This is a genomic window from Streptomyces sp. NPDC002467 (assembly GCF_042889825.1).
GTDB lineage: Bacteria > Actinomycetota > Actinomycetes > Streptomycetales > Streptomycetaceae > Streptomyces.
Window position 1 is genome coordinate 148585 of the sequence record NZ_JBIARJ010000019.1, and the last position, 12469, is coordinate 161053.

At 74.4% G+C, this 12469-nt stretch carries 12 protein-coding genes; 4 read left to right on the forward strand and 8 right to left on the reverse strand.

Features of this window, described 5'->3' with window-relative positions; genetic code table 11:
- Window positions 1-84: 84 nt before the first annotated feature.
- From ACFYYJ_RS32410 to ACFYYJ_RS32425, 4 genes are read left to right on the forward strand one after another with little or no spacing between them, the layout of a single operon-like run.
- The gene (locus ACFYYJ_RS32410; RefSeq protein ID WP_389137668.1) at window positions 85-2445 is read left to right on the forward strand and encodes a nitrate- and nitrite sensing domain-containing protein; all 2361 of its coding nucleotides are present in this window, start codon (window positions 85-87) and stop codon (window positions 2443-2445) included.
- Entirely contained in the window at window positions 2442-2861 is a 420-nt protein-coding gene (locus ACFYYJ_RS32415) for a roadblock/LC7 domain-containing protein (RefSeq protein ID WP_385125909.1), read from the forward strand. The genes ACFYYJ_RS32410 and ACFYYJ_RS32415 overlap by 4 nt, the downstream gene beginning before the upstream one ends.
- The gene (locus ACFYYJ_RS32420; protein ID WP_385125907.1) at window positions 2861-3229 is read left to right on the forward strand and encodes a DUF742 domain-containing protein; all 369 of its coding nucleotides are present in this window, start codon (window positions 2861-2863) and stop codon (window positions 3227-3229) included. Before ACFYYJ_RS32415 ends, ACFYYJ_RS32420 begins: the two co-directional genes overlap by 1 nt.
- A 1-nt stretch (window position 3230) precedes the next feature.
- Window positions 3231-3815, forward strand: coding sequence for an ATP/GTP-binding protein (locus tag ACFYYJ_RS32425; RefSeq protein WP_385125905.1), 585 nt, complete (start codon window positions 3231-3233; stop codon window positions 3813-3815).
- Here the strand turns inward: ACFYYJ_RS32425 and ACFYYJ_RS32430 are convergent.
- The 8 genes from ACFYYJ_RS32430 to ACFYYJ_RS32465 form a co-directional block, all read right to left on the reverse strand.
- On the reverse strand, window positions 3775-4704 hold the full coding sequence (locus tag ACFYYJ_RS32430; protein ID WP_389137671.1) for an NAD-dependent epimerase/dehydratase family protein: 930 nt from the start codon (window positions 4702-4704) through the stop codon (window positions 3775-3777). The two genes, ACFYYJ_RS32425 and ACFYYJ_RS32430, sit on opposite strands and share 41 nt — an antisense overlap.
- Complete coding sequence (locus ACFYYJ_RS32435) at window positions 4701-5879, reverse strand: cytochrome P450 (RefSeq protein ID WP_389137673.1); 1179 nt, start codon at window positions 5877-5879, stop codon at window positions 4701-4703. The genes ACFYYJ_RS32430 and ACFYYJ_RS32435 overlap by 4 nt, the downstream gene beginning before the upstream one ends.
- Entirely contained in the window at window positions 5876-7357 is a 1482-nt protein-coding gene (locus ACFYYJ_RS32440) for a class I adenylate-forming enzyme family protein (protein WP_389137675.1), read from the reverse strand. The genes ACFYYJ_RS32435 and ACFYYJ_RS32440 overlap by 4 nt, the downstream gene beginning before the upstream one ends.
- Window positions 7357-8088: a glycosyltransferase gene (locus ACFYYJ_RS32445; RefSeq protein ID WP_389137730.1), complete on the reverse strand. Its 732-nt coding sequence runs from the start codon at window positions 8086-8088 to the stop codon at window positions 7357-7359. The genes ACFYYJ_RS32440 and ACFYYJ_RS32445 overlap by 1 nt, the downstream gene beginning before the upstream one ends.
- Before the next feature lie 5 nt (window positions 8089-8093).
- Window positions 8094-9116, reverse strand: a complete 1023-nt coding sequence (locus ACFYYJ_RS32450; protein ID WP_389137677.1) for a 3-oxoacyl-ACP synthase III family protein — start codon at window positions 9114-9116, stop codon at window positions 8094-8096.
- A gap of 329 nt (window positions 9117-9445) precedes the next feature.
- Window positions 9446-10777, reverse strand: a complete 1332-nt coding sequence (locus ACFYYJ_RS32455) for a protein kinase (RefSeq protein ID WP_385125895.1) — start codon at window positions 10775-10777, stop codon at window positions 9446-9448.
- Complete coding sequence (locus ACFYYJ_RS32460) at window positions 10774-11712, reverse strand: PP2C family serine/threonine-protein phosphatase (RefSeq protein WP_385361290.1); 939 nt, start codon at window positions 11710-11712, stop codon at window positions 10774-10776. The genes ACFYYJ_RS32455 and ACFYYJ_RS32460 overlap by 4 nt, the downstream gene beginning before the upstream one ends.
- Before the next feature lie 68 nt (window positions 11713-11780).
- Entirely contained in the window at window positions 11781-12443 is a 663-nt protein-coding gene (locus ACFYYJ_RS32465) for a tellurium resistance protein (RefSeq protein ID WP_384578387.1), read from the reverse strand.
- Between the last annotated feature and the right edge of the window lie 26 nt (window positions 12444-12469).

Here is a 12469-nt window from a genome sequence, read left to right on the forward strand (position 1 = left end):
GCACCCTCACATCCCGCCACAGTCGGAGCGGTTGATTCCGGTCCGGCTGTCCGGCTGCCCCTGCCGCCCCGTTCCCGAGGTCCGATGTCTGTCATAGAACCCGAAGGCGTACGCGGGCAGTCGACGGCCCGCCGACGCCGCAGGGTGCGCCTGCGCACCCTGCTCATCTGGCTGGCCGTGGTCCCCTCCGTGGCGATGGGCACCCAAGTGGCGGTGACCGCGGAACGCCTGCTCTCGCAGGCGGAGCACCTGCGGGCCGATGTCGCGGCCGCGGAGCAGGTCGGCGCCCCGCTGTACACGCTCATGGTCGACATGCAGGCCGAGCGGACGATGACCGCCTCCGTGTGGGCGGGCACCGCCGGGGCCGAGGAAGAGCTGCGGATCCGGCGGGAGGCCACCGACCGGGGCGCGGCCGAATTCCGCCGGGTGGCGTCCGGTACGAACGCCTCCTTCGAGGAGGTGGAGCAGAAGCTCGAAGGGCTGGCCGCCTTCCGTCTGCGCGCGGACGCCCGTACCGGCACCGCCGACAGCACGCTCTTGTACTACACCGGGGTGATCGATTCGGTCATCCAGGCGTACCAGCGCGAGTTCAGCCACGCGGACGACGCCGAGATCGTCAAGGAGAGCCGGCCCGTGGTGGCCATGCTCACCGCGACCGAGATGGTGGCGCGCGAGGACACGATCCTGTCCCTCGCGGGGCCGTCCCGGCAGTTGGACTCCGCCGGGTTCGAGCAGTTCGTCAGCGCCATGGGCGCCCACCGGCACCTGTACGACACCTGGGTCGTGCCCTATCTCCCCGAGGTCGACAAGCGGTTCTACGACCGGATCGTCGCCTCCTCGGACTGGCAGACGAAGATCCGCATCGAGAACGCGGTCCTCTCCAAGCACACGGACACCGGCTCCGGCATCAAACTGCCCGCGGAAACCGCCCTCTGGCGCTCCGCGCACGAGAACTTCTCCGTGCAGATGGCCTCGCTCAACGTCGACCGCGCGAGGAAGGTGCTCACGCGCGGCGAGGCCAAGGCCGCGGAACTGGACACCGAGGTCGCCTGGCTCATCGGGGGGAGCTCCGGCGGGCTGCTGATCGTCGTGGTCGTCGTCGTGTTCACCACGCGATCGGTCCTGCGCCGTCTGCGCGACCTGCACGACCGCACGGTGACCGTCGCCGAGGAAACCCTTCCCGAGGTCGTCGCCCGGCTCCAGCGCGGGCAGTCCGTCGACGCCGCCGTCCTGCCGACGGTGCGCGGGGACGGGGACGAGGTCGGCCGCATCAGCGACGCCTTCGCCCGCGCCGTCGCCGTGTCCGTCGACGGGCACCGGCAGCTCGCGGACGAGCGGCACGGGTTCGGCCTGTTCGCCACGGGCATCGCCTCGCGCACCGGGAACCTGGTCAGCCGCCAGCTGAGCCTCACCGAGGACCTCCAGGACACCTTCGGTCACGACGAGGCGCTGCTCGCCCAGTTGATGCGCTCCGACCAGCTGACGGTGGGCATGCGGCGGCAGATCGAGAACCTCCTCATCCTGGCGGGCGGCGAGGTCCCCGACCCGCACACCGAGCCCATGCGCATCGCCGACGTACTGCGCGAAGCCGCCGCGGAGGTCGAGGACTTCCGCCGCATCGAGCGGCAGGCCCTCGACGAGACCAGCGTGGAACCCGGCGCGATCAGCCAGATCAGCCACCTGCTCGCCGAGCTGCTCGACAACGCCACCCGGTTCTCCCCGCCGCGGTCCAAGGTGGTCATCCGCGCGGAACTCGTCGCGGACGGGCTGTCGGTCGAGATCGAGGACCGCGGGCCGCGGGTGACGCCCGAGCGGTACGAGGAGATGAACGGGCGCCTGCACGAGGCCCCGCCGTACTCCGTCCTGGCGCAGAACGCGCACCGGCTCGGCCTCTTCGTGGTCGGTCACCTCGCCGACCAGCTCCAGGCGAGCGTCACCCTGCGCCGCTCGGTGTACGGGGGGACCTCCGCCGTGGTGATCCTCCCCGCGGCACTGCTGGTGGCCACCGCCGCGGCGGAACCGCGGCGCGAGCCCGCGGCCAAGCCCGTACTCGTACCCGCCCCCGAGCCGGTACCCGAGCCCGAGCCCGAGCCCGCGTCCTCGACCCCCGAGCCGGCCGCCGTCGCCCCGGCGCCCCGCCCGTCCGTGGAACGCCGGCCCGAGCCCGTCGTTCGCACGGCCGCCGGGCTGCCGAGCCGTACGACGAAGGCGCATACGAAGGCGGACACCAAGGCGCCGGCACCGGTGACCGTGCCCGCTGCCCGGCCCGCCCTCCCCGAGCGCGTTCCGCAGACGCACATCGCACAGCAGCTGCGCGAGCCCCGCGCCGCGGAAACGACCGTCCGGCAGGACGCGGCGACACCCGAAGAGGTGGCCGACGCCTGGGCGGACTACGAACACGGGACACAGACAGTGGAAGAAGAGCTCCGACGGGATCGGCCATGACTACCTCACCGAACACTGCGACATCCAACGACGCGATCTACAGCGTCCTGGACAACAACCTGAACAGGATCGCCGGCATCCAGGGAGCGGTGCTCCTGTCCAACGACGGCATCAAGCTCAGCGCCTACATGCTCGACGAGCCCCAGGCCGAGCGCATGGCGGCCGCGGCCTCCGGCATCGCGGCCACGATGAAGGCGATATCCCGGGAGATCGACGGGGGCCGCGTCATCCGCCAACTCGTCGAGATGGACGACCGGTACCTCTGCATCGTCGGGTGCGGCGACGGCAGCACGCTCATCGTGGTGACCAACCGCAAGGCGCGCCTCGGCGAGCTCGGCGGCGAGGCCGTACGGACCGCCCAGGCGCTCGGCGAATGGCTGGGCACCCCCGAGCGCGGCCAGGTGTCGACCGCGTAATGCCGCAGGACGAGCCCCAGCCGGCGAGCCGCCGCCGGACGCGGCTGTACGCCCTCACCGACGGGCGTACGGCCGCCGCGCACACCGTCCTCACCATGGACACCACGATCACGTCGGCGGTGACCGAGGCCGCCCGGGCCGGGCTGCCCAGCGAGTGGCAGGAGATCCTCGCCATGTGCACGGCGCCGGGCGGCCTCGCGGTCGCCGAGGTGGCGGCGCGCATGCACATGCGTCTCACTCCCATGACGCTGCTCCTCGGCGAACTCGCCGACCGCGGGCTGATCCACCACCGGCCGCCACTGGCGGCGACCGAGACCACCGACGTCGACCTGCTCATGAGAATCAGGGACAGCCTTGCCCGGATATGACATGCCCGCCCCCCGGGAATCCGCCCCGGTCAAGATCCTCATCGCCGGTGGATTCGGAGTGGGCAAGACCACCTTGGTCGAGACGATCTCCGAGATCGAGCCGCTGCGCACGGAGGAACGGCTGACGGCCGCCGGCGTCGGCGTCGACGACCTCGACGGCATCGAGTCCAAGACGGTCACCACCGTCGCCATGGACTTCGGCCGGATCACCCTCACCGACGCCGGAGTCGTCCTCTACCTGTTCGGCACACCCGGCCAGGAACGCTTCTGGTTCATGTGGGACGACCTGCTGGCCGGGGCGCTCGGGGCGATCGTGCTGGTCGACACGCGACGCCTCGACCGCAGCTTCCCGGCCGTCGACTTCTTCGAGAGCCGCGGACTGCCCTTCGTGGTCGGCGCGAACTGCTTCCACGGCGAACAGCCCTACACCGCCGAGGAGATCGCGGCCGCCCTGCACCTGCGCGACCCGAACACCCCCGTCCTCATGCTGGACGCCCGCTCCCGTACGGACGTCCGCGCGGCCCTGCTCGCCCTCCTCGACGTGCTCATCGCGGGCGCGCAGGCGCCGGCGGCCGTCGGCGGCTGACCCCGGCCGCGTAGTCGGCGAGCGTCCGGCGCGGGATCCAGCCCCGAGCGCGGGCCCGCGTCAGGTCCAGGACCACCGGGTGGGCGAGCTGGTCCACCGCGTAGCGGCTGAGGGCCGGTTCGCCGCTCGCCACCGCCTCCGCGAGCCGGGCCGCCGTACGGGCCACCCGGAGCGGGACGTGTCGGATCCGCGCGTGGACGCCGTGCGCGCGCAGCACCTCCCGTACGGCCTCGTCGCGGGGGTACGGCTCGCCGTCGGCGATGTTGTACGCCCCGGACGGCCACGTGGCGGCCGCGAGGCAGGCGTCCGCCAGGTTCTCCACCGCCGTCAGGCTCAGCCGCACGTCCGGACCCGGAAGCAGCAGGGTGCCCGCCCGGACCCGGGAGAGCAGCCGGGGCAACAGCTGCGTGTCCCCGGGGCCGTAGACGGCCCGCGGGCGCAGTGCCACCGCGCCCGCCGCCAGGGCGAGGGCCTCACCGGCCGCCTTGGTGCGGCCGTAGGCGTTGAGGTGGCCGGCGCGCGGATGGTCCTCGGCGACCAGGGTCCGGTCCGGGCGCGGATCGTAGACGCTGGCGCTGCTCACCCACACCACGGGCCGCCCGGCCGCCGCCCGCAACAGCCGCTCCGTGCCGTCGACGTTGACCGCGCGCATCAGTGCCTCGGCCGGGGATCCGGGGGCGGGATCGCCGACCGCCGCCGCACAGTGCACGATCACGTCCGCGCCCGCGAGGTCCGGGGTGCTCCGGGAGGCGTCCCAGAACCGGTGTTCCCCCACCGGCCCCGGCCGGCGGCCCACGCACACCACCTCCGCGCCGCTCGCGGCGGCCGCCCGGGCGACGTGCCCGCCGCAGAAGCCGCTCGCTCCGGTGACCGCGATACGGATGCTCACGCGCCCGCCCTCACCTTCAGCGAACGCCACCCGGGCAGGGCGGCCCGCCGGTCCACCCGCGCCCGCGTCACCACGGGCCGGTACGGAGCCAGCTCCTCCAGTACGTCGGCCAGCTGGGCGCGCGCCAACCGGGCCCCGGGGCAGGCGTGCGGCCCGGCCCCGAACACCAGCTGCGCGGCATCGGGCGCGGCGGGGCGGCGGGCGTCCGGGTCGCGGCGGTGGGCCTCGGCGGCGTGCCGGGCCACCAGCAGCAGCCGGTCGCCGCCGCGCACCGGGCACCCGCCGACGGACCCGTCCGCCGCCGTCACCCTCGGCAGCAGCGGCGAGGCCGCGGTGACCCGCAGCAGCTCGCCGGCCAGCACGGGCCGGAGCCGCGCGTCGGCGGCGTCTTCCCACAGTCCCGCGTCGGCGCACCAGGCCACGGCCCGGGGCAGCGCGGCGACGGTGGTGTTCACGGCGGCCACGGCCAGCATCGCCCGCAATGCCTCGTCACCGGAGCCGGAGCCGGAGCGGGCGTCGGTGCCGGCGTCGGATCCCGCGGCGGCGCCCGTGGCGGGGCCCGGGCGCAGCAGGACGCGCAGCCGGTCCGCCGTCCGGACCGCGGCCGACTTCCCGCCGGGCCGGGGCGGGCCCGGCAGGTGGTCGCGTACGGACGCCGCCGCGGCCTCGGCGGCGGCCGTCGCCACGGCCCGGGGCTCGGCCCGCGAACCCAGCAGGGCGCACACCACCGTGCCCGAGAGCTCCCGCGCCAGCTCGACGAGGTCCACCTCGCCGCCCCGCGCCAGCGGTGCGAGGCGGTGCACGAGCAACGGCCGCCACACCGCGCGCAGTTCCTCCACCCCGGCCGCACCGAGCCCGACCGCGAGCCCGCGGCGCCCGTCCCGGTGGGCGCCGCCCTCCTGGTCGAACAGGACGCCACCGGCCTCGCCGGCCCCGCCGGTCAGGGCGGCCCGCGCGGCGCCGCCCGTCGTCCCGGCCGCCGTGCGGTCGAGCGGCAGCCGGGTCAGGGCCTCCCGGTAGGCGGCCGCGTCGTGCACGAGGACGGTCCGCCCGAACCGGCGCACGGGCCGCCCGCGCGTGGCGGCGAGCAGGGCGAAGAGGAGCGGGTGAGCGCGCAGGTAGACCCGGCGGTCCCGGCGCCGGGCCGCCGCCTGCGAGGGGCCGTGCGCGGTCATGCCGCCACCCCCAGACGCCGGGCCGCCAGTGCGGACGTCGCCGGCCGGTCCGGTTTGCGGGAGCGGCCCGACAGGGGGATCCGGGCGAAGAGGAGCGCGTCCGGGCGGGCGGAGCCCATCCGTCGTACCGGCTCCGCCAGCGCCGCGCGCAGGGTGGCCTCGGCCGCGCCGGGCCGGGGCTGGACCACGGCCACCAGCCGCTCGTCGCCGTCGCCCGCCGGGACCCCGACGAGCACGGCCAGCTCCACGCCGGGCACGTGCAGGGAGGGTTCGTACAGACCCGGGTAGATGTTCTCGGCCCCGCGCAGCACCATGTCCTTGCTCCGTCCTTCGAGAACGATCCGGCCAGCGCCGTCCCGCCGCGCCCGGTCGCCCGTACGCACCCACGCGTCGGGCTCCTCCCCGAGGTAACGGTGACGGGCCGCGGCCCCGGACAGCAGCAGTTGGCCGTCCGGATCCACCTCGGCCGTGACCCCGGGCAGCGGGGCGCCCACCAGGTCGCCGGGGCCCTCGAAGGCGGCCTTCTCCCGTGCCTCCACCGCCGCGGCCGGGAACAGCTCGGTGAGCGCGTACACCCCCCAGGCCTGTGCCGCGCCGGCCGAGCGCACCCGCTCCAGCAGCCCGGCGCCCGCCGGCGCGGAGCCCGTCCACACCCGGCCGCGGAAGCGGGCGCCGGCGGCCAGCGCGTCGCGCAACTGCGGCGGGGTCAGATAGGTGTGCTGGGGCCGCAGCCGGTGCAACTGCCGGGCCAGCACCCGGGGATCGCGGGCCGGGAGGGCGACGGGTGCGCCGTGCGTGAGCGACGGCACGAGGACGAAGAACGTGCCGCCCAGCACGGGCACCCCGGGGGTCGCCTCGAAGAGGGAGGAGACGGTGGCCATTCCGGCGGCCAGGCTCGACCGCGTGTGCACCACCGCCCGGGGCGCGGACGTGGTACCGGAGGTGAACACGATCACCGCGTCGCAGTCCCCGCCGGCGTCGCGGCGCACGGGCACCCCCGCCCGTGGCGCGCCCCGCTCCAGTGCCGCCGCGCACCCCGGCAGCCGGGGTCCCACCGTCGCGACCGGCCCCAGCGCGGCCAGCTCGGGCAGCGCCAGGCCTGCCCGCCGGGCCAGCGGCCGGGCCCAGCCCGCCACCGCCTGCGCGGCCGCGTCGGCGAGCACCAGCGCGGGCCGGGCCAGGGCGAGGCGGGCCCGCAGCACGTCGGGTCCCGCGCCGGGGTCGAGGACGGCCCCGCGCAGCCCGAGCCGCCACAGCGCCAGCAGGACGGCCAGAGCCCGGGGGCCGGGCCGCACGGCCACCCCGACGGTGTCCCCGGCGCGCAGTCCGCGGGAGTGCAGGGCGGCGGCGAACGCGTCCGACAGCTCGGCGAGTTCGCCGCGCGTGGCGCGGACCCGGGGAGCACCCGTACGAGTGGACGTGAGCACGGCGGGCGCCTCGGGGCGGGCGCGCAGCGCGTGGTCGAGTCGGTCGAGCATCAGCGGGGGTCCGTTCCGTGGCGGCCGCTGCCCTGGTCGAGGTACCAGCGGGCGGTGCCCGCGACCCCGTAGGCCCGCAGGCGGCGCGTCGAGTTCTCCACGACCATGGCCCGGCAGTGCGAGATCCGGTCGGTGTGGCGGCGTACGGCGTTGAGGAAGAGCCGGTCGGTGGGCGAGGGCCGCCGGGGCATGCCGCCGACCGCCAGGTACAGCTCGGATGTGATCGCCATGTTGTTCCCGGCGTGCATCCGGTACGGGGCCTTGTAGCCCTTGCGGCGGGCGTGCTCCGGCCGCAGCCGTCCGAAGAGCGCCGCCAGGCGCACGAGCACCCCGAACCCGGTCCGGCCGAGCGGCCCGTGCTCGTCGCGCCGGGCCGTGATCCGCCCGCACACCAGCCCCGGGGAGTCCGTGAGCGCGGCCCGCGCGGCGCCCGTCCAGCCAGGCCGGGGCAGACAGTCGGCGTCCGTACGGGCGAGCATCGTCGCGCCCCGGCCGATGGCGTGCCGGAATCCGGTGTCCACGGCGGAGCCGACGCCCTTCTCCGGTTCCTCGATCACCTCCACCGGGAACGGCGCGCCCGTCGCGAACTCCCGCGCGATGGCACCGGTGCCGTCCGTGGAGGCGTTGTCGACGACCAGCAGCGTGAAGGCGCGGTCCCGCTGGGCGGCCAGCGCCCGCAGGGTGTCCGCCAGCCGGGCCGCCTCGTCGTGCGCGGGCACCACCACCCACATGCGGCTCACGACTTCTCCCAGACCATCGTCATGATGCTGATGCCGCCGCCCAGTCCGACGAACAACACCCTTTCCCCCGGCGCCAGTTCCCCGAAGATCCGGTCCAGCTGGACGCCGATGCTCGCGCTCGCGACATTGCCGAGCTCGGGCACGGTCACCACCAGCTTCCCGGCCGGCACCCCCGTGATCTCCGCGAACCGCTCCAGGTACGGCACGGTCACCTGGTGCACCAGCACCTTGGCGAAGTCGTCCCAGCCCATGCCGTTGCGGTGCAGGGTCCGGTCGACGACGGCCGTGCCCACCTTCTCGAAGACGCCCCGCAGTTCGTGCCCGTCACCGCGGAAATAGGTGTACGAGTCCCCGCGCGGGTGCCGCGACCCGCCGCCGGGGATGCCCCCGACCTCCCAGTGCTCGGAGTGGGTCTCGGTGTCCACGTCGACGATCCCGCCCCGCTCCACCGCCTCCACGACCACCGCCGCGCCCGCGTCGCCGAAGGTGTAGCCGGCGAAGCACTCGCGGAACTCCGCGAGCGAGGCGGGGTCCCTGCGCACCGCACGGGACGGGGTCTCCCCGGTCACCACCAGGGCCCGCCGGGCCCGCCCCGCCAGAACCATCGACCGGGCCAGGTCGATCCCGCCCACGAAGCTGTTGCACGCGTTGGTGACGTCGAGGACGTGCGCCCGCGAGCCGAGTTCCGCCTGCACGATGTGCGCGGTGGCCGGCTCGACCAGGTCCCGGGAAGCCGAGGCGAAGAGCAGCAGGTCCACGTCGAGGGCGTCGAGCCCGGCGGAGGCCAGCGCCCGGCGGGCCGCGCCCACCGCGAGGGTGGAGGCGTACACCCCGTCCCCGGCGACCCGGCGGGAGAGGATCCCGGTGGCCTGCGTCAGCAGCCTCGGCGGGAGCGGCAGGCCGGAGCGCAGCGCCACCTCCCGCTGGAGGTCGTCGGAGGACACCGCGTCCTCGGGCAACAGGCAGGCCACGGCGGTTATCCCGGCACGCGACGGCGGATCGCACGGCTGAATGAACATGGCCCCACGATGACAACCCGCCTTCTTCGGGGCCTGAGTACGGATGCTCAGTCCGACCGGCGTTCCCACCCTGTCCGCCTGAGTACACAAGGTGAGGCGACGAGAACGACGGGGGAGGAGACAGCGCCGCCAGTACCCTGCACGGCGAGCTCGAACAGGCCGGCCGGGAACAGTGCGCCGCCGAACCGGGAGCGGTCCGACGGGCGCTGGAGACCATCACCATCACCCTCGGCCTCGGCCTCGGCGCCGGCAGCACCGGGCCGGCCCTGGCCCAGGAGATCAGCCGCCTGCTGGGCTGACCCCCCGGGCCGGGGCCGGCGCGGCCCGCCTCACTTCGACCGTACGACGGCCCGCGCCCCGCCGAAGTCCAGCTCCAGGCCCGAGCGCAGCGGCACGGTCTGCCCCGGGGCGATCTCCTGCGTGGTGCCGTCCGCCCGGGTGCCCGTCCACGAGCTCCCGGACCGGTTGGCGAGCCCGAACTTCCCGGGCCGCTGCGGATGTTCGGTCAGCTGCGCCACCAGCGTGCCGTCCCCGTAGTCGTGCCGCGCCGGCTCCGGCGCCAGGTGGTGCGCCTGCACCCGAGAGGTGCGGTGCAGCAGGATGTGGTGCTCGGTGCGCGGCGGGGGAGTGGTCAGCACCAGCCGGGGCGGCAGCACCAGTGTGGCGTTGCAGGCCCAGCAGTTGCCCGGGACCGCGGACAGCGGTTCGGTCATGTTCTGCTTGCCGCAGTGGGCGCAGTCCACCACCGCGTCGAGCACCGCCCGCAGGGTGTCCCGCCACTGCGATTCGCGCACCCGGGCCGCCGGATCGCGCAGTCCCGTCGTGAAGTTCTTGACGAACAGATCGCGCAGGGAGGGCGGTGCCACCCCCCACGTGGCCAGGACGGTCGGATGCTCCACCGGATCCGGCGCGTTCGAACGGTCCACGGGGTCGAAGACGAACAGCGGCTGCTTCCCGTACAGCTTCCGCTCGGCGGCCTCGTCCAGACAGCGGATGGCCAACTCCAGCCGGCCCTTGAGCGGGTGATGGTTCATCAGGAACATGAACAACAGCACCGACAGGGAGTGCAGGTCGCTCTGCGTGCCGGGGGAGACCCCCGGGTCACCGCGCACCAGTTCGGGCGCCATGAACTCCATCGTCCCCGAGATGCCGGTGCTGTCGCCCTCCACGACCGCGTTGTCGTTGTCGCAGACCAGCACCTCACCGGTGGCCGGGTCGAAGAAGATGTTGCCCCAGGAGATGTCCCGGTAGGCGATCCCGCGCGAGTGCAGCGCCTGGTACGCCTCGACGGTGTAGAGACAGGCCTTGAGCAGCGCCCTGGGGGTCGTCCTCAACTGGCGCCGGAACAGGGCCGGGAGGCCCTTGAACCGCTCCGGCCGGATGTCCATCAGGTACCCGAAACCGCCGCGCCCGTCGGACACGAAGTCCCGCGGCCACAGGAAGCGGTCGTCGTCGAAGTCCCGGTCCACCAGCTGGCGGACGATGTCCTCCTGCGCGGGGGTCGCGCACGTCGGGTAGTACCACTTCAGCGCCCGCTCCCCGGCGGGCGTCCGGACCCGGTACACCTCACCCTGACCGCCCGCGCCGAGCAGGCCGCACACCTCCACGCTCGTACCGCTGTCGGCCGTCAGCCGGGTGCTGATGTCGAGCATGCCGCTCATTCTTCGCTCCTGTACGGGTCTCGCAGGTCTTCCATGTCTACGGCGCCCTCGGCCACGGCCACGCCCTCGCCCTCGGCAACGTCCACCGGCTCCGCGGCGGGTCCCGGCTCCACCGGGCCCGGTGCGCCCACCACGTCCATCCGCTCCGCCGGTTCGTCCCCGGAGTGCCAGGCCGCCACCAGCGTGGTGTCGTCCCCCGAGTGCTGCGACGCCTTGGTCAGCCACTCCGGCAGCGAGGCCCGGACGGACTCGCCGCCCTCCGCCGACAGCCGCTCGTCCAGCCCGGCCACGAACTGCCGGAACCCCTTGTCGGAGGCGAAGCTCTTGGACAGCCCGTCCGTGGACAGCACCACCAGCCGGGGCGCCCTCGACGGCGCCGTCACCGGCGCCCAGTGGGTCCGCACCCGCAGCCACGCCTTCGGGGTGCACAGCGATTCCGTCTCGTCGCCCAGATCGGCCTCCGAGGGCGCGAGCGGCACGCTCACCCGTCCGCCCTCGCCCACCACCGTCAGCTCGCCGTCGCCGAGCTGCCAGGCCGCGAACACCCGGGGAGTCAGCACGGCGCCCACCAGCGTGCTCCCGTACAGCAGCAGCTTCTCCTCCTCGGGCACCGCCGGCTCCCCGGGCGGGCTGTGGCGCTCCCAGTTCCCCAGCACCTTCTCCCGCCAGGCACTGACGAGTTGGCGCGGGAAGGAGTACTCGGCGTAGCGCATCAGCCAGGCCAGGCTCGGCGGCCGCCCCTCGTCCCGGGGCTGGGCGAGCGAGGCGAACTGCCGGGCCTCCTGGACGAAGAGGTCCACGGCGTACCGGGACCCCACGTGGCTGCGGGCGTGCACCGCCGAGCCGTGCCCGTCGGCCACCGCCATGATCAGCGGCGCCCTGTCCGTGCCGAGGCCCTCCCCGTGGTAGTTGTCCTGGTTGCGCGTCTTGTTCACGCCCTGGATGCTTCCGTGCAGCCGTTCCCAGAGCGGCCGTGCTGATCCGTCGGTCGGCAAGGGTCCGCTCACCACACGTCGTCATCGTCGTCGGCGAGCGCGGGCGGGGCGTACGGAGGCTGCTTCACGATGGTGTCCGCGGAGCCCGCCATCGGTTGGGAAGCCGCCTTCACCGCGGCCGTCGAGGCCCAACGGATCGCCGCCGCCAGCTGCTTGGGGCTGTTCGCGTCGAGCGGCTGGAGCTCGGGGTTCCCGAGGAACTCCTGGAGTACCGTACGGTCCGCGTCCGCGCCGATCGCGATGGCCACCCGCACCGCCTTGCGGCCCCACGGGGTCGCGTCCACCGCCCGCAGCCCGGCCTTCCAGTCGTCCGTCGGCACCCCGTCGGAGACCAGCGCCAGCACCGGCTTCAGGGCCCGCTGCGGCATCGGCGGAGTGTCCAGCTCGCGCGAGACGAGGTGGAGCGCGTCACCCAGATTGGTCATGCCGTCCACCTGCACGTCCTGCCAGGTGAACTGCTCCACCGGCACCGGGTCCTGGTGGTGCCAGCGGGCCGTCGTGGAGAACGTCATCGTGCGCAGCAGCAGTTGGGCCGCCGGATTGTCCTGCGCGACCGAGCGCATGGCCGGAACGGCCTCTCTGATCGCGTAGTTGAGCTGACCGATCTTCTCGCCCTGCATCGAATACGAGCAGTCGAGCAGCCAGATGAAATGGACGGGCCTGTTCGCCATCGGCCCGCCGGGGATGTCACTCACCG